Here is a 16,345-nt window from a genome sequence, read left to right on the forward strand (position 1 = left end):
GATCGGCGATCCGATAGTCGACGCGCGTGGACGGTCGTCCCGACGCCCTCCCAGACTATTCGTATGACAACAGTCATATACTCGAAGCCGTTCGGGTACTGGTGTGCCATCGAATCCCGAGCGGTTGGGCAAGTCACACGAGAAACTCACTCGTGACCTCCTGAACGGACGCGACGCGCAGCCGGACACGCGAGAACAGCTGGAGTATCTCGATGCCGACTCGCGGGAGCGGGTTCGGATCGGCAGCGAGAAGGCCGTCTCGTTCATCCGGGAGCACACCCCGTTCGAGATCGTCGCCGCGTTTGAGGAAGGAGACGCGAAGAAGCCGGACCCCGACGACGACGTCGACGTCGTGGTCGAAGGCGCAAACGGCGAGTCGAAGGGGTACTCGCTGAAACTCACCTCCGACACGGCGATCAACGTTCGAAACACGCTCGCCTCGAAGATGGCCGAGGACATCTTCGAACGCCCCCTCGACGAGCTCTTCGACGAGGAAGAGTACGCCACGTATGGGTCCGTTACCGCCCAGTTCGTCGACGAAGCGATATCGAGTTCTGAGATGGCGAGTCAGATCATTCCCATCTTCGCGAAAAAGTTCACCGAGTTCCGCGACCGCGACGAGGCGACGCTCCGAGCGAACCTGCTGCGTGACGTTCGACTCGAGTCGAACACTGTCGCGTGTAAAGTCACCGCGGCCGGGAACTTCTACGGGTTCGCGTCCATGGACCGGGCCCCGCTTCGAAAGTTCAAGGACGGGGAGGGGAGCTTGGAAATATACACCAAGGAGTCGAACAACACCTCGATATTTTTCGACGTGGACGGTGAGAGCGCCTTCCGTATCGACATGTACGGGCAGTACGCCGGGAGCACGCGAAAACCGCGTATTAAAACCGTCTATCGAGTCACCTTCGGGTGATCGGTTCGGTTCGATCAGCTCAGTTCAGTGATCGTGGACTGCGTCCACGTCTCGACCTCCCGCTCGTCGGCGTCCGATATGTCCGGGTAGTACTCCAGCAGTCGTTCGGCGATCGTTCGGGCTAACTCCACCGGGACCGCGTTTCCGATCTGCTGTTCGACGTCCGTTTTGGTGCCCATGAACTCGAACTCGTCCGGGAACGTCTGGAGACGGGCCTTCTCTCTCGGCGTGATGTACCGGTCCTCCTCGGGGTGGATGAACGGGTTGTTGCTGACGGTCAGCGACGGCTCATCGGGGTCGAGTCGCCGAAGATACGTCCCGTAGCGTTTGACGATCTCCGGTTCGTGTGGACACTCGTCGGTGTCCTCACACTCGCACGTGTACTTCTTCGTCTTCAGCCGGTCCGGCAGATCCCGGTAGTAGCCGCCCGGCGGGACGTGGCGTATCTTTTCGAGCGTCTTCTCTCTCGTGTTCGGATACCGCATGTTAGGAAGGTCGTCGGTCACGCCGTCCAGCGCCTCCCCGGCCGTGGCCCAGTTCGGCTCGTCGTGGCTCTGGGTCGGAAACCGGATCGGCACGTTCCTGTTCGTCCCCAAAAAGAAGATGCGCTTTCGCTTCTGTGGCACGCCGTAGTTCTGTGCCTCCAACACCGCGTACTCGCAGGCGTAGCCGTGCTCGTTGAACTCCTCGACGATCAGGTCCTTGACCAGCCGGCCGTCGCTGGTCTCCCGGTTGATCAGGTCACGCACGTTCTCCATGAGCACGAGGTCGGGCTGGAGGTAGTCCACGACGCGCAGGAACTCCTCGAACAGCGTGTTCCGCCCGTCCTTCTCCATCTCGTCGAGCTCGATCTGCTCGTTGTTGAGCCGACTGAACCCTTGACACGGAGGGCCGCCGATGACCACGTCGATGTCGTCAGGGGTGTGGCCCGTCTCCGCGAGCTCGTCGATCACGTCCGCCTCCGACAGCTCCCGAACGTCCCGGTTCATGAACCTCGTCTCCGGGAAGTTCGCTCGGTAGGTCTCGGCGGCGGGGTCCCAGTGGTCACACGCGAGCACGACGTCGAATCCGGCGGCCGCGAACCCGGCGTCGAGCCCGCCACAGCCGACGAACAGGCCGACCGCTTTGGGCGTGACCCCGTCTTCGGTCATACAGGATATGACTGGAGAGAAAGTAATCAATCTGTCCATCAATCGCCGGATCGGGTTCGATCGGTCGTCGTTTCGAAATCGACCGACTCCGGACTTCGTCCCCACACACGACCCCACGAAACCGCCGTTTTTTCACCGGCCGTCCCGTCGGTGTCGTATGGTCGTGAACGACGACGGGTCGGAGGGAGTCACCGCGGACGGCGCCGCCGGGGACGACGTCGACGCCGCGGAGCTACTGGAGCGTGCCGGGTTCGACGCCGACGCGAGCGTGCTCACCGACAGACAGGCGGAGGTCCTCGCCCTGCGCGAGCGGGGGCTCCGACAGGCCGACATCGCGGACCGACTCGGCACCTCCCGCGCGAACGTCTCCAGCGTCGAGGCGAGCGCGCGCGACAACGTTGAGCGCGCGAAGGAGACCGTCGCGTTCGCCGAGGCGCTCTCCTCGCCAGTTCGTGTGGAGATCCCCGAGGGAACTGACCTGTACGACGCCCCGAAACGGGTGTACGACGCCTGCGACGAGGCGGGCGTGAAGGTGAACCAGACGGCTCCGGACCTGATGAAGACGATTGGCGACCGCGCGGCCGACGCGGTCCACGGTCGGGAGGTACGGAAACGGCTGTTCGTCACGGTTGCGGCGGACGGGACGATTCGGGTTCGACAACCCTGACCGGGGTCCCTCGACGCGTTCTCACCGGTTCGAGCATCTCATCCCAGCCCGGACTCCTGTCTGAGAAGTACGACCATCGAGAGCGCGGAAACCACCACGAGGATGAGCGCCGGCACCGCCGCGTACTGGTAGTACAGCGTCTCGTGAGCGGCCCAGACGATCGTCACGAGCGTGTCGATCCCGCTGGGCTGTAGCATGAGCGTCGCCGGCAGTTCCTTCATCGTCGTCAGAAAGACGAGGACCCCGCCGGCGACGACGCCAGGGAGGATCAGCGGGAGCGTCACCTTCCGGAACGTCTCGAACCGGCCCGCGTTCAGCGTGCGCGCCGCCTCGACGAGACGGTCGTCGACCTGTAACACCGCCGAACGGGTGGTTCCGACGACCTGCGGGAGGAATCGGACGACGTACGCGAACACGAGGAGGGGGATCGTCCGGTAGGCCCACGGCGCGTAGTTCGAGCCGAAGAAGACCAACGCGAGCCCGATGACGACGCCGGGGACGGCGAACCCGACGTACGTCGCGCGCTCGAACAGTCGGGAGAGCCGGGAGTCGGACCGGGCGGAGTGGTACGCGACGGGGATCGCGAGCAGGCAGGCGGCCGCTGCTGCCATCGTCGCAAGGAAGACGGAGTTGAGCGCGAACCCGAACTCGAAGGAGAGGGAGGGGACACCGCCCGCCGGACCGCGAAGCGCCCAGACGCCGAAGATCGCGACGGGAACGACCAGCGTAACGACCCCGATCGTCCCGATCACCCCCATCGCGGGCCACTTCCAGCGGCCGAGTCGGATCCGGGCGGTCCGTCCGCCACCCGAGGACCCCTCGTCGCGACCCACGCGGGCCTCGATCAGGAGGATGACCGCGGTGACGGCCAACAGCTGTAAGGAGAGCAGCGCGGCGTACTCGACGTTGAACGCGCCGGATTCGACGTAGATCTCGTAGGTGAACACGCTCACGCGCATGAACGCCGGGGTGCCGAAATCGGAGATCGCGTACAGCGCGACGAGCAGCGCCCCGGCGGCGATCGCGGGACGGATCTGTGGGAAGACGACGCGCCGATACGCCGCGATGGGGGAGACGTTGAGGCTGCGTGCCGCCTCAACGAGTGCCATGTCCAGCGAGAGCAGGGCGGCACGCGTCGAGAGGAACACGTACGGATAGGTGTATAACGTGATGACGAGCACCGCCCCCCAGAACCCGTCGATGGTGGGGAGCGGGACCCCGAGCGCGCTGCTCACTTCCCCGCCCCGACCGAACGTTCGGACGAACGCGAACGCGCCGATGTAGCTCGGTATCACGAGGGGGAGCGCGGCGACGATCGTCCAGAACCGGCCGTACGGGAGGTCGGTCCCCGTTGTGACGACCGCTAGCGGGACACCGATGACGACCGAGAGGGCGGTGACGGCCGTCATTAGCCCGACGCTGTTGAACAGGATTTCCGCGGTTCGCGCCGAGAGCACGAGTGAGATGGCGCGCTCCGGTGATGCGACCTCCGACGCGCGGAGAAGCAACCACAACAACGGCGAGGTCACGAGCGCGGCGATCGCGCCGCTCAAAAGGAGGAGGCCGAGCGAGGAGTAGTCATCCTCGTCACCCCCGTTCGTGGATCCGTTGTGAAGTGTCTCGAACACGACTTCTCGTATCGGGGTTCGTCTCCGGCGATATACGGCTTCTGAAAGCGGGTGCGTTACGGAGACGAGTGAAACCGGGGCAGTCCTCGACTATATCGGAGGACCCTCTTTTAAACGGTCATCCCCTCCTCGCGGAGCAGGTCGACGGCCTGCTCGACGTTCGCGAGGGCGTTCAGATCGAACTCGGGCGGGTTGATCTCGGAGAGCGTCGGGAGGTCGCCGACGTAGTCGACACCGTCGAGAACGGGGTACTCGCCGTTCGTCTCGACGAAGAACTCCTGTCCTTCGGCGGCGAGAACGTGGCGGGTGAACTCCGCGGCGAGGTTCGGCTTGTCGGCGTCGGCGAGGATCCCGACACCGGAGACGTTGAACAGACAGCCCGGATCGTTCTCCGTGAACGCCACGTCGATGGGTGCGTCGGGATCGTTCTCCAGTATCCGGCCGGCGTAGTACTGGTTTCCGAGCCCGACGGTCTGGTTGCCGGCGTTCACCTCCTCGGCCTGCTGGGAGCCGCTCGAATACAGTTCCGCGTTCTGATCGTCGACCATTCCACGGACCCACTCACGAGTGGCCTGTTCGCCCTCCATTTCGATCATCGCGACGATGAACGACCGGAATGTGCCGGAGTTCGGGCGCGTAGAGATGATTCCTTGGAACCGCTCGTCCTCGGCGTACTCGAAGATATTGTTCGGGAGCGCGTCGGCACCCCCCTCCCACAGATTCGTGTTGTACTGGATCGCTCGCACGCGCCCCGAGGCCCCGGTCCACTCTCCGTCGGGGTCACTGTAGTTGTCGTCGACCGCGTCGATCACGTCCTCCGGGAGCGTCCGGACGAGGTCGTCCTGCTTGAGGGAGGCGAGCGCACCTGACGACTGGGTATAAAACAAGTCGGGGCGGGTGTCGGCCGTCTCCTCATTGATCTTGTTGAGCTGTGTGGAGTTGTCGTCGAAGTCGCTGTCGATAGTAAAGTCGTCGTATCGCTGCTCGATAGTGTCAAAAAGCGGGTCGATCTGGTCGCGGGTGCGTCCGGAGTACACCGTAAGCTCACCTTCGAGGTCACCGAGGTCGTCCCACGAGACGGCGGAGGGTTCAAGCGCCGCGCCCTGCGGCCCGTAGTCGTCGAACGGGTCTTCATCCCCACCACCGAACCCGGCACAGCCGGCGAGTGCGAACGTTCCGGCAGCTCCGACCGTTCCAAGGAACGATCGACGGTCAGCGAGCGAGGCGAGCGGACGGCGGTTGTCGTCTGCCATATTTGTTTTAGGCCGACCTAAAAGTAATAAGGATTCCGATTTAGGCCGGCCAAAACACGCACCCACAGCTCGTCGGACTCGAAACAAATACGTTTCGTGTCGTCTCGACGGTATCGGTCGCCGCCTCAGTCGTCGATGCGTTCGGCGACGCCGACGAGCGTCGACCCCGCCGTCACCGTCGACTCGCGCGCGACGGAGTAGACGATCCCGTCGCGGTCCGCCTTGGCGGTCTGAAGCGTCTCGAACGTCGTCGGGTCGTACAGCTCGCCGAGGCGGTCGCCGTCGCGTACGTCGTCGCCGATCTCGAGGTCCGGGTCGGGCCGGAACAGTCCCGACTCCACCGCCGTCACTCGCCCGAGGTGGTTGCGCGCAACGGTTCCGTCCCACGACGGCGGATCGCCCGGTAGGAGCCCCACCGAACGTAGAACCCCGACCATCCCATCAACACCGGTCTCGACCGCCGTCTCGACGATCTCTCGACTGTGTGCGAGCTCCGGCGTGATCGTCGCGATTCCCTCTCGGGTGGCAGCGACCCGGAGTTTCCCGGCGAACCCGCGTTCGGACCACTCCGTGTCGGCGTCATCGCCCGCGGACTCGGCGAGCAGCAGGTCCGTCCCGAACGCCTCCGCAAGCGTCCGACACTCCGTGTCCCCGCGCATGTAGACCGTGTGCGTGAGCATCGACGGCGACCCGGTATGTAAGTCGACGACGGCGTCGGCTGCGCTCGCGAACGACCAGAGCTTCGCGGCCATCCGCTCGTGGAGCGTCCCCTCGGGATCGCCGGGCCAACACCGATTCATGTTCGAGTGAACCGAGTCGAGCGCCTCCGGCGTCGTGTACGAGACGTGATCGAAGGTGAGCGGATCGGCGACCGGAACCGCCACCAGCGTGCCGGCGAGCTCGCCAGCACTGTCTCCTGACTCACCGTCACCGACGAGTCGATCGTGGAGCCGGCGGAGGACCGCCGCACCGTTCACCTCTCGGCCGTGTTGGGCGGCCTGCGCGTACACCACGGGGCCGCCGTCGTCCGGGGTCTCCAGCCGAGGGCCGGATCCGTCCTCGACGAGCCTTCCTTCGCCATAGACGTGGACGGTCGTTCGGATCGGGACTCCCGAGGGAAGCCGCGCGAGGACGAGTTCGTGGCTGTCGTACATATCGCCGTGTCGGTTCCGATGGGGGTTATAAATAGGGGTCAGGCCCCCGGACGCCTCCGCGACCACAACCTACAACCCGTGTCCCCGTCGATTCCCGACAGATGTCGACGTCGACGCGTCTCGTCGTGTACGTCTCGCTCGTTGCCAGCGCGGCCATCGCGGTCGCGAAGTTCCTCGCGTACCTCGCGACCGGCAACGCGAGCATGCTGAGCCAGACGTACTACTCGCTGTCCGACGTGGGCAATCAGCTCCTCCTGCTTGTTGGGTTCCGGTTGAGCGAAGCCGGCCCTAGCCGCCGATACCCCTTCGGCCGCGGCAAGGAGCAGTACGTCTTCGCGTTCGTCGTTACCGTTCTCCTCTTCGGTGTCGCGGGGTACGCCTCCGTCCGCGAGGGGTATGCCGCGCTCGGGACGCCCTTCCGCGCGGTCGACGTTCGTATCAACTACGTCGTGCTCGGCGTTGCGCTCGTCTTCGAGCTGTACGCCTTCTATAAATCCTATCAGGCGGTTCAGGAAGAAGCCGATGAAGAGGGGTTCGAGGATCTCTACGGCACGTTTCGCCGAACGAAGGACGGGCCGCTGATCACGGCAGCGACGGAGAACCTCGTCGCAATTGTCGGCGTCGTCGCGGCGATCCTCGGCGTGTTTCTCACCGACGTGACGGGGAACACCGTCTACGACGCGGCCGCGAGCGCTGTTATCGGGCTTCTGCTCATGGGGTTCGCGCTGGCGCTCGCCTGGGAGAATCGGGGGCTCATGGTTGGTGAAGGCGTTACTCGAACCGAGCGGCAGGCGCTGTTGGAGGCGATCGGTGACGTTGCGGGCGTAGAGCGGGTACTCGATCTCCGGACGATGCATCTCGGCCCGGACTCGGTGCTCGTTGCGTCCGAGATCGCCTTCGATCCGGGCCTCGATACGGCCGGCGTGGAGGACGCTATCGACGCCGTCGAGAGCGCCGTCCGCGAGACCGTTTCCGAGGCGGACCGGATATACGTCGAGGCCGAGTCCGAACGGGTTGAACGCGAGTATCCGTTCGGAGACGACGGCGGCACGGTAGCGGACGAATTCGACCGGGGCGACCACGGACGCTAAGTCGGTGCGCGATCGACGACCACACGAGAATGCGGGTCACTCTGCTGGGAACCGGCGACACGACGGGGACGCCAACCGTCGGGTGCGGCTGTGACACCTGCGAGGCGGCCCGCGATCGCGGCGTGTCGCGCTCGCGGTTCTCCGTCCACGTCACCAACGATCGGACGGGCGACTCCCTGCTCGTCGATTTCAGTCCCGACTTTCGGAGCCAGTTCCTCGCGAACGACGTCCCGCTTCCGGACGCCGGCGTGGTGACACACATCCACTTCGACCATCTCGACGGCCTTGGCAACGTCTACCGGCTGGTCGACGGGCTCCCCGTCCACGCGCCAAATCAGACCGACCCGGCCACCGACGAGAGCGTCGCGGAGACGATCCGCGACAAGTACGATTACCTCGAAGACCGGATCGGCGTCCACGCCCGCGAGCCGTTCGAACCCTTCGAGACGTGCGGGTTCGAGGTCCGGTTCGTCCCCGTCGATCACCCGCCGCTCCTCTGTTTCGGGCTCGTCGTCGAGGACCCCGAAACGGGCGCGAAGCTTTCGCTAACGGGCGACACGAGCTACGACGTTCCGGAGCGCTCCCGCGAGGCGCTCGCTGATCCGGACCTCCTGTTAGCGGACGCCATCGTTCCCGCGTCGCTGTGTGAGCATCACCCGATCGGCGGACGACACGAGGACTCGAATGGGGTCCCCCGCACGTTCGGGTCGAAACACATGACTCGGGAGGGCGCGCTGGCGCTCGCCGACGAGCTCGACGCCGACCGGACGCGACTCGTCCACCTCGCACACTTTTACCCGCCGGAGGAGGCGTTCGCGGAGCCGCTGGCGGTCGATGGAGAAGTGTACGAACTGTAATTGGGTGATGCCATCACTCGTACTCGCTGCCGACGACCTCGCGGATCCGCTCGGCGGTCACCGGCCCGACCCCGTCGACCTCCAGGAGGTCCTCCTCTCGGGCGGTCATCACCGCCTCCACGGTCCCGAAGTGTTCCAACAGCCCGCGAGCCGTTATCGGACCGATGTCCGCGATGGAGGAGACGACGTATTCCTGCTGTTCCGCGCGGGTCTTCGTCGTCTTCTCGCCGTGGACGCTCACCTCGCGGTCGCGGGTCTCCTGTTCGCGGCGGGCGATCGTCGCCAGCAACTCGGTCGTGTCCGTCTCGCTCTCCGTGCGGAGGACGCTGATGCCGAAATCGACCGCGAGCGACGCGAGCGCGCCCCGGATCGCGTTCGGGTCGATGTCGCGCTGGCCGTACAGGTTCGTCCCCTCGACGATCAGCACGGGGCGGGCGTACGCCCGCGAGAGCTCGCCGACCTGCTCGAACATCGACCGGTCCGCGTCGAGCATGGAGTCGACGAAGTCGGCCGCCGACTTCCGCTCGACGGCGACCCGGTCGGAGAGCACGTAGTCGCCGACCGCCAGCGTTTCGAGCCGAGTGACTAGTTCGTCATGAGTCGAGAGCGACTTGGCGATGGAGGAGTCGAGCTCGCGCTGGTCGATCACGACCTCGACCCCGTCCTCGACGCCGGCAGTGGCGACGACGGCGTCGTCGCTCCCGTCGGCGTCGTCGTCGATGTCGTCTCCGTCTCGGGCCTCCTCGGCGAAGTCGGTGAGGCCGGCGTCGCCCGTGGTGTCAGCGTTGCTGTCGGTGTCTCCGACCTCGGCGCTGTTGGCGTCTCCGACCTCGGCGCTGTTCCCGTTCTCGGTGACTGCTGATCCGGCGTCTGCGTCTTCCTCTCCGGACCCCCCGCTAAACGCGTCGAGACCCGCCTGTCCGTCGTCGCCGACGGTCTCCTCGATGTCGTCGGTGGCCGCCTTCAGCTCTGCGAGCTGGTTGGCCATCTTCTTTTCGCGCCGCCGCGAGATCCAGAAGAACGCCTCGTCGCGGGTGTCCTCGGCCATGAGCACGACCACCTGTCCCTTCGCCTGCCGGCCGGTCCGGCCCTTGCGCTGGATCGAGCGGATCGCGGTGGGGACGGGTTCATAAAAACAGACGAGGTCGACCTCGGGCACGTCGAGTCCCTCCTCCGCGACGCTCGTCGAGACGAGCACCTCGAACTCGCCGTCCTTGAACTGCTGGAGCGTCTCCTGTTGCTGTTTCTGGGTCATCCCGTCGGAGCCCTCCTTGTCGCCCTGCCCGACGAACTTCCGGACGTCGAAGCTGGCTTCGAGGAATTCGACGAGCGCCTCGGCGGTGTCTCTCGACTCCGTGAAGAGGATCGCGCGTTCGCCCTCGTTGATACCGAGCGTCTCCGCGAGCAGGATCCGGGCCTGCGAGAACTTCGGGTGAAGCCCGTCGAACGCCTCCGCCTTCCGCATCGCTTCCCGTACCTTCGGATCCGCGATCATCCGTTGGCTCGCTTTCGACGCTCCCGACGACCGAGCCGCCTCGCGCTGGCGCTCGAAGTACCGACGGACCGACTCGACCGACTGCGTCTCGACCAGTTCGGTCGCGCGGCGGAGCTTCATCACCTCCGCGTGGGTGCTCATCCCTTTGTATCCGTCCGACTGGTCGTTGTCCATCATCTTCTTCAGCTTCCCGCGCATCTCGTTGAGGTCGCGCTGGGAGAGGTCGGGGCTCGTCTTGTTCGTGACTCCCAACTGCTTCAGCTTCTCCAGCCGGTCGGTGATCACCTCGTTGAGGGCGTCGCGGATCGCGATCACCTCGTCGGGGAGGGTGACCTGCTCCCAGCGGACGTCCGTGTCGTGGGTGTACTCGTCGACGTCGGCGTCATCCTCGGTCATCACTTCCACGTTACGGATCCCGAGGTTCTCACACACGGTCTCGATCTCCTCGGTGTCGCCGCCGGGCGAGGCCGACATCCCGGTGACGAGCGGGTCGGCGGCGTCGGCGTGGTAGCGCTCCGCGATGTAGACGTACGCGTAGTCGCCCGTCGCGCGGTGACACTCGTCGAAGGTGAGGTGTGTCACGTCGCGCAGGGAGATCCGATTGCCGACCAGATCGTTCTCGACGACCTGCGGCGTCGCGATCACGATCCGAGCGTCCTCGAAGACCGCGGCGCGGTCGTCGGGTTTCACGTCGCCGGTGAACACGACGATCTCGTCGTCGGGGATCGTCAGCGCCTCCCGGTAGAAGTCGGCGTGCTGTTGGACGAGCGGCTTGGTCGGGGCTAAAAACAGCGCCGTGCCGCCCGCCTCGTGGAGCCGTCTCGCGGTGACGAGCAGGCTCACCGTCGTCTTGCCGAGGCCGGTCGGGAGACAGACGAGCGTGTGGTCGTCGACCGCAGCGTCCGCGAGCCGTAGCTGGTAGCGACGGGACTCGAGGAAGTCGTCGACGAGCAACGGGTGGTCGATCCCGGTGGCCTCTGTCGCCATCGACGGGGATTCGCCGCCATCGGCCTAAAGGCTTCGCGATGCGGGGTGAAAGTGATACTCGGCGTCGACGACCGCGGGCGGCATCCCTACCGCAACCGTCGACCGCGGGCGGGCCCTACCGATCACGAACCGTGATAACGCCGCGGGGTTACCGTCGGCGGCGGCCGTCCTCGTCGAGATCGTCCGGCACGTCCTCGTCAACCAACTCGGCCCACTCCACGAGTCGGTCCCCGGACGGTGTATGTGCGTTCATCACACGGTCGATCTCCGGGATCCCTAATAGTCTTTACTCCGATTCCCGTCGGGCGTCAGTCGGCGGTCCGTGCGTCAGTCGGCGGTCCGTGCGTCGGTCGGTCGCGGAGATCCCGGGTTCATGCGTCGGCCGCGGCTCCGACACGCGTCCCTTTTAGGGTTCACGCGCGTGTCGCCGGCATGAGCAAGCTCGACGAGTTCCTCGCCGGCGACCGGCTCGACGACGCCGTGTTCTACGTGAGCGACGACTACCTCGACGACGACTCCCGACTCCGAGAGGTCGGAACGGAAACCGACAACGGGGTCCGACTCGTCCTCGACGGTGAGACCGGCCGCTCGGCGTTTCAGGCCGGCACGGGCATGGGTGCGATGGAGTTCGCGAAGGAGGCGATGGGAGCCGAGGGAGAGATAACCCGGTCGCTCGACGACGGGGTGTGCCCGTTCGCGGACGGGGACGACGCCGACGCGGAGCATCGCGTCCGGTTCGTCTTCGCGTTCGCGGAGGGGCAAAACGAGGAGGTCGGCGGCCTCTATGCCGAGGGCGACGTGGTCCACGCGTACGCCCACTGTACCTGCGGCGAGAGCTATTCGCACAAGTGGATCGTCGGCGAGCGCGCCTAAGACGGATATAAACGGCCGCCGGTGAACCGATCGTCCCTTTTATACTCGGTCACGTCGCCCCGCCCGTCCCGCTCACCCTCTAAAAAGGCTTGAGTGGACGGGCGCGTGGTCGGGCTCGTGGTCGGTGTCCTCGCGCGGGGACTCGGGGGCGTCGTCGTCGACCGCGCGTCCGGCGACGCCGTCGGCGAGGAAGTCCCGCAGGGGCGGCCCGACGTGTTCGGGCCCGACGAGGAACGCGTCGTGGCCGTGGTCGGAGTCGATCACGTGGTGCGCGACGGGGACGTCGCGGTCGCGGAAGGCGGTCGCCAGCGACGCCGACTGCTCGACCGTGAAGTGCCAGTCGGCAGTGAAACTCATCAGTAGCGTCTCCCCCTCGAAGGCCGCGATCGCGTCGGCGTCGGTGCCGTGGCCCGCGGCGAGGTCGTACTCGTCCATCGCGCGCGTAAGGTAGAGATAGCTGTTCGCGTCGAACCGCTCGCTGAACCCCTCCGCCTGGTAGTCGAGATACGACTCCACCTCGCGATACGGGAAGAAGGCCGCCGTCGGCTCCGGCGGCAGGCCGAGATCGCCGTCCTCGCGAGTCAGCGAGTCACGACCCGCGGATCGCCGGCCGAACTTCCGCTCCATCGACGCCTTCGAGAGGTACATGACGTGGCCGATCTGTCTGGCCAGCGCGAGCCCCTCGTCCGGAGAGGGCCGATCCTCACCGTAGTAGTGACCGCCGTTCCAGTCCGGGTCGGCGCGGATCGCCCGCCGGGCGACCGCGTCGAGCGCGAGACACTGGGCGTCCAGCCGCCCCGCGGTCGCGATGGCGGCGATCCGGTCGACGTCGTCCGGGTATCGCTTCGCCCATTCGAGGACGTTCATGCCGCCGACGCTCCCGCCGACGACCGCCCGCAGCCGACCGACGCCGAGGCGGTCGAGCAGGAGCCGCTGTGCGCGCGTCCAGTCCTCGACCTGAACCGGCGGGAACGCGGTTCCCCACCGGTCGTGGTCCGGGGGAGCCCCGTCGGGGAGGTCGACGCCCGCCGGGCGCTCGCTCGCCGGTCCCGTGGTGCCGTAACAGGAGCCGGGGACGTTCGCGCAGACGACGTAGTACTCCGTCGTGTCGATCGCCTTTCCGGGGCCGACGATGTCGTCCCACCACGCGCGAGCCTGCCCGGACTGTCCGGCACCGCCGCTTCCTCCCTCCCGACCCGGCGACGGCGAGCGCGCGACGTTCTGGCTGCCGGTGAGCGCGTGACAGATCAACACGACGTTGTCGCCGTCGAACTCGCCGTGCGTCTCGTAGGCGACCTCCAAGTTCGGAACCGACTGTCCACACTCGAACTCGAACTCGCCGAGCCCGGCGACGCCGCGGTCGGAGGGAACGGAACTCATTCCCCCTCCGCCTCCGAGACCGCGCGTTCGCCCGCAGCCAGCCCCTCGTCGAGGTCGCCGATCACGTCCGAGACGTCCTCGATGCCCACCGAGAGCCGGAGCATGTCCGGGAAGACGCCGGCGAGCCGCTGCTGTTCGGGATCCATCTGTGCGTGCGTCGTGGAGGCGGGGTGGATGACGAGGGTCTTCGCGTCGCCGATATTCGCGAGGAAACTCGTCAGATCGACGGACTCACACAGCGTCTTCGCGGCCTCGAACCCGCCGTCGACGCCGAAGGTGACCATGCCGCCGTAGCCGTCGAGGTACTCGGCGGCGTTCTCGTGGCTCGGGTGGTCCTCGAAGCCGGGGTAGGTCACCCAGTCGACGCGGTCGTCGTCGCGGAGGAACTCGGCGACCGCACGGGCGTTCTCGCAGTGGCGGTCCATTCGCAGCGGGAGCGTGTTGACCCCTTGGATCGTCTGCCACGCGTCGAAGGGCGACTGCTGGCCCCCGGTCGGGCGGACGCCGCGCTGGCGGGCGACGTTGGCGAAGGCGGCGTCGCCGAACCGCTCGACGAAGTCGATCGGGTAGGCGGGCGACTGGCCGTCGAGCTCGTCGTAGTCGGCGTCCGGGTGGTCCCACGGGAACTGGCCGCCGTCGACGACCACGCCGCCGACGGTCGTCCCGTTGCCCGTGATCCACTTCGTCGTCGACTCCCACGTGATGTCCGCGCCGTGTTCGAACGGTCGGCAGAGATACGGGGTCGCAAAGGTGTTGTCAACGACGAGCGGGACCGCGTTGTCGTGGGCGATCTCGGCGAGACGCTCGAAGTCGGGCGTGACGAGCGAGGGGTTGGCGATCGTTTCGACGTGGACGAACGCGGTGTCCTCGTCGATGGCGTCCGCGTACGCGTCGTAATCGAGGGTGTCGACGAGCCGCGACTCGATCCCGCGACGGTTCGCGATGCTCGTGAGGTACGCGGCCGTCCCGCCGTACATCTCCGAGCTGGCGACGACGTTGTCGCCCGCACTCGCGAGCACGGTCGTGATCGCGTCGAACGCGGCCATCCCGGAGCCGGTCGCGACCGCGTCGGAGCCGCCGGAGAGGTCGGCGATCCGGTCCTCCAGAACGGTCACGGTCGGGTTCGAGAGCCGGGAGTAGATGTGACCCTCAGCCCGGAGCGCGTACAGCTCCGCCGCCGTGTCCGCGTCGTCGAAGACGAACGAGGTCGTCTGATGGATCGGGGTCGCGCGCGATCCGGTCTCCGGATCGGGCTCCGCGCCGGCGTGGAGACTCCGGGTGTTGAACCCACGTGTCATGTATAACACGCATATCTCCCCAGACTTCTATAACTGCCAGTTACGGCAAGCGCTGCCGCTCCGTGCGACACGCCGGCTCACGAGTGGATCGACGCCGATCCGTCCGCGGACCGGAGCGTGAGTTTATCCCCGATGCCGACCGAACGGGGAACAATGGCAGCAGCCGACCACCCCGTTCCCGACCTCGGGGGACGCGCTCGCGACTGCGCCGATCGCCTCCGCGCGGCCGACCGGGTCCTGCTCGCGTCACACATCGACGCCGACGGACTCACCAGCGCGGCCATCGCCTCCACGGCGCTCGAACGGGCCGACATCGACCACGAGGTCGTCTTCGAGAAACAGCTCGACGCTGAGTCGGTCGCGGGGATCGCCGCCCGCGAGTTCGACGTGGTACTCTTTACGGACTTCGGCTCGGGCCAGCTCGACATCATCGCCGACCACGAGGCCCGCGGCGACTTCGTCCCCGTGATCGCGGACCACCACCAGCCCGCCGAGTCGGACACTGAGTTCCACCTCAATCCCTTGCTAGAGGGGATCGACGGCGCGAGCGAGCTCTCCGGCGCGGGCGCGAGCTACGTCCTCGCCCGCGCGCTGGAGGGCCCCGACGGCGACAACCGCGACCTCGCCGCCCTCGCCGTCGTCGGCGCGGTCGGCGACATGCAGAACGGAAGCGGCGAGCTCGTCGGCGCGAACGAGGGGATCGTCGCGGACGGCGTCGACGCCGGGGTCCTCGAAACGCGAACCGACCTCGACCTGTACGGCCGACAGACGCGACCGCTCCCGAAGCTACTGGAGTACGCCTCGGACGTCCGGATCCCGGGCATCTCGAACGACGAGGCGGGAGCGATATCGTTCCTCCGGGAGCTCGACATCGACGTGAAATCCGACGGGGAGTGGCGGCGCTGGGTCGACCTCGACGGCGACGAGCGCCGGACGCTCGCGTCGGGGCTGATGCGGCGCGCGGTCGCCTCCGGCGTCCCGTCCGACCGGATCGAGACGCTCGTCGGCACCTCCTACACGCTCGTCGAGGAGGAGCCCGGCACCGAGCTCCGCGACGTCAGCGAGTTCTCGACGCTGCTCAACGCGACCGCCCGCTACGAGCGTGCGGACGTCGGGCTGGCGGTGTGTCTCGGCGACCGCGACGCGGCGCTCGCGGAGGCGCGCTCCCTGCTCCGGACCCACCGACGCAACCTCTCCAAGGGGCTTCAGTGGGTAAAAAACGAGGGCGTGACCGACGAGGAGCACCTCCAGTGGTTCGACGCGGGCTCGCGGATTCGGGAGACGATCGTCGGTATCGTCGCCGGCATGGCGGCCGGGTCGCCGGCGGTCGACCGCTCGAAACCCGTGATCGCCTTCGCGGAGAAGAACGCGACGGAGCTGAAGGTGTCCTCGCGGGGGACCGGACGGTTGGTCCGCCAGGGGCTCGACCTCTCGGTCGTGATGCGGGAGGCGAGCCGGTCGGTCGACGGCGACGGCGGCGGCCACGACGTCGCCGCCGGGGCAACGATCCCGGCGGACGGACGGGACGCGTTCCTCGACGCGGCGGACGCGCTGGTGGGCGAACAGCTGTCCTCATAACGGCGCTCAACGCCGAG

At 66.7% G+C, this 16,345-nt stretch carries 13 protein-coding genes; 6 read left to right on the top strand and 7 right to left on the bottom strand.

The window, feature by feature from the left end; translation table 11 throughout:
• Positions 1-103 precede the first annotated feature (103 nt).
• Entirely contained in the window at positions 104-916 is an 813-nt protein-coding gene (locus J2751_RS05890) for a hypothetical protein (RefSeq protein WP_209484106.1), read from the top strand.
• A gap of 14 nt (positions 917-930) precedes the next feature.
• On the opposite strand, the gene J2751_RS05895 is transcribed toward J2751_RS05890, so the two are convergent.
• The gene (locus tag J2751_RS05895) at positions 931-2,067 is read right to left on the bottom strand and encodes a DNA cytosine methyltransferase (RefSeq protein ID WP_245202645.1); all 1,137 of its coding nucleotides are present in this window, start codon (positions 2,065-2,067) and stop codon (positions 931-933) included.
• A gap of 157 nt (positions 2,068-2,224) precedes the next feature.
• Here J2751_RS05895 and J2751_RS05900 point away from each other — a divergent pair, with 157 nt between their 5' ends.
• Positions 2,225-2,734 (top strand): Tfx family DNA-binding protein, encoded by a 510-nt coding sequence (locus J2751_RS05900; RefSeq protein WP_209484110.1) that lies wholly within the window; start codon positions 2,225-2,227, stop codon positions 2,732-2,734.
• Between the two features lie 38 nt (positions 2,735-2,772).
• On the opposite strand, the gene J2751_RS05905 is transcribed toward J2751_RS05900, so the two are convergent.
• From J2751_RS05905 to J2751_RS05915, 3 genes are all read right to left on the bottom strand, one after another.
• The gene (locus J2751_RS05905) at positions 2,773-4,362 is read right to left on the bottom strand and encodes an ABC transporter permease (protein WP_209484112.1); all 1,590 of its coding nucleotides are present in this window, start codon (positions 4,360-4,362) and stop codon (positions 2,773-2,775) included.
• 110 nt (positions 4,363-4,472) lie between these two features.
• Positions 4,473-5,615, bottom strand: coding sequence for an extracellular solute-binding protein (locus J2751_RS05910; protein ID WP_209484114.1), 1,143 nt, complete (start codon positions 5,613-5,615; stop codon positions 4,473-4,475).
• Between the two features lie 125 nt (positions 5,616-5,740).
• The gene (locus tag J2751_RS05915) at positions 5,741-6,769 is read right to left on the bottom strand and encodes a succinylglutamate desuccinylase/aspartoacylase family protein (RefSeq protein ID WP_209484116.1); all 1,029 of its coding nucleotides are present in this window, start codon (positions 6,767-6,769) and stop codon (positions 5,741-5,743) included.
• A gap of 101 nt (positions 6,770-6,870) precedes the next feature.
• Between J2751_RS05915 and J2751_RS05920 the strand changes: the two genes are divergently transcribed.
• Positions 6,871-7,860: a cation diffusion facilitator family transporter gene (locus J2751_RS05920; RefSeq protein ID WP_209484118.1), complete on the top strand. Its 990-nt coding sequence runs from the start codon at positions 6,871-6,873 to the stop codon at positions 7,858-7,860.
• Positions 7,861-7,889: 29 nt separating this feature from the next.
• Positions 7,890-8,717: an MBL fold metallo-hydrolase gene (locus J2751_RS05925; protein WP_209484120.1), complete on the top strand. Its 828-nt coding sequence runs from the start codon at positions 7,890-7,892 to the stop codon at positions 8,715-8,717.
• Between the two features lie 13 nt (positions 8,718-8,730).
• Here the strand turns inward: J2751_RS05925 and J2751_RS05930 are convergent, their stop codons facing one another.
• Positions 8,731-11,199, bottom strand: a complete 2,469-nt coding sequence (locus J2751_RS05930; protein ID WP_209484122.1) for a DEAD/DEAH box helicase — start codon at positions 11,197-11,199, stop codon at positions 8,731-8,733.
• 432 nt (positions 11,200-11,631) lie between these two features.
• Here J2751_RS05930 and J2751_RS05935 point away from each other — a divergent pair, with 432 nt between their 5' ends.
• Positions 11,632-12,072, top strand: a complete 441-nt coding sequence (locus J2751_RS05935) for a DUF5807 family protein (protein WP_209484124.1) — start codon at positions 11,632-11,634, stop codon at positions 12,070-12,072.
• Positions 12,073-12,144: 72 nt separating this feature from the next.
• Here J2751_RS05935 and metX read toward each other — a convergent pair whose 3' ends face one another.
• Positions 12,145-13,452: a homoserine O-acetyltransferase MetX gene (gene metX / locus J2751_RS05940; protein ID WP_209484126.1), complete on the bottom strand. Its 1,308-nt coding sequence runs from the start codon at positions 13,450-13,452 to the stop codon at positions 12,145-12,147.
• The gene (locus tag J2751_RS05945) at positions 13,449-14,750 is read right to left on the bottom strand and encodes an O-acetylhomoserine aminocarboxypropyltransferase/cysteine synthase family protein (protein WP_209484128.1); all 1,302 of its coding nucleotides are present in this window, start codon (positions 14,748-14,750) and stop codon (positions 13,449-13,451) included. The genes metX and J2751_RS05945 overlap by 4 nt, the downstream gene beginning before the upstream one ends.
• A gap of 153 nt (positions 14,751-14,903) precedes the next feature.
• Here J2751_RS05945 and J2751_RS05950 point away from each other — a divergent pair, with 153 nt between their 5' ends.
• On the top strand, positions 14,904-16,328 hold the full coding sequence (locus J2751_RS05950) for a single-stranded-DNA-specific exonuclease RecJ (RefSeq protein WP_209484130.1): 1,425 nt from the start codon (positions 14,904-14,906) through the stop codon (positions 16,326-16,328).
• The last annotated feature ends 17 nt before the right edge of the window (positions 16,329-16,345 follow it).

Origin of the sequence: Halorubrum alkaliphilum, from assembly GCF_017873815.1 — an archaeon.
In the GTDB taxonomy this organism is placed as follows: domain Archaea; phylum Halobacteriota; class Halobacteria; order Halobacteriales; family Haloferacaceae; genus Halorubrum; species Halorubrum alkaliphilum.

Coding starts and splice junctions, on each gene's coding strand:
- J2751_RS05895 (WP_245202645.1), bottom strand. CDS start 2,067: ATGACCGAAGACGGGGTCACGCCCAAAGCGGTCGGCCTGTTCGTCGGC.
- J2751_RS05900 (WP_209484110.1), top strand. CDS start 2,225: ATGGTCGTGAACGACGACGGGTCGGAGGGAGTCACCGCGGACGGCGCC.
- J2751_RS05910 (WP_209484114.1), bottom strand. CDS start 5,615: ATGGCAGACGACAACCGCCGTCCGCTCGCCTCGCTCGCTGACCGTCGA.
- J2751_RS05915 (WP_209484116.1), bottom strand. CDS start 6,769: ATGTACGACAGCCACGAACTCGTCCTCGCGCGGCTTCCCTCGGGAGTC.
- J2751_RS05920 (WP_209484118.1), top strand. CDS start 6,871: ATGTCGACGTCGACGCGTCTCGTCGTGTACGTCTCGCTCGTTGCCAGC.
- J2751_RS05925 (WP_209484120.1), top strand. CDS start 7,890: ATGCGGGTCACTCTGCTGGGAACCGGCGACACGACGGGGACGCCAACC.
- J2751_RS05930 (WP_209484122.1), bottom strand. CDS start 11,199: ATGGCGACAGAGGCCACCGGGATCGACCACCCGTTGCTCGTCGACGAC.
- J2751_RS05935 (WP_209484124.1), top strand. CDS start 11,632: ATGAGCAAGCTCGACGAGTTCCTCGCCGGCGACCGGCTCGACGACGCC.
- metX (WP_209484126.1), bottom strand. CDS start 13,452: ATGAGTTCCGTTCCCTCCGACCGCGGCGTCGCCGGGCTCGGCGAGTTC.
- J2751_RS05945 (WP_209484128.1), bottom strand. CDS start 14,750: ATGACACGTGGGTTCAACACCCGGAGTCTCCACGCCGGCGCGGAGCCC.
- J2751_RS05950 (WP_209484130.1), top strand. CDS start 14,904: ATGGCAGCAGCCGACCACCCCGTTCCCGACCTCGGGGGACGCGCTCGC.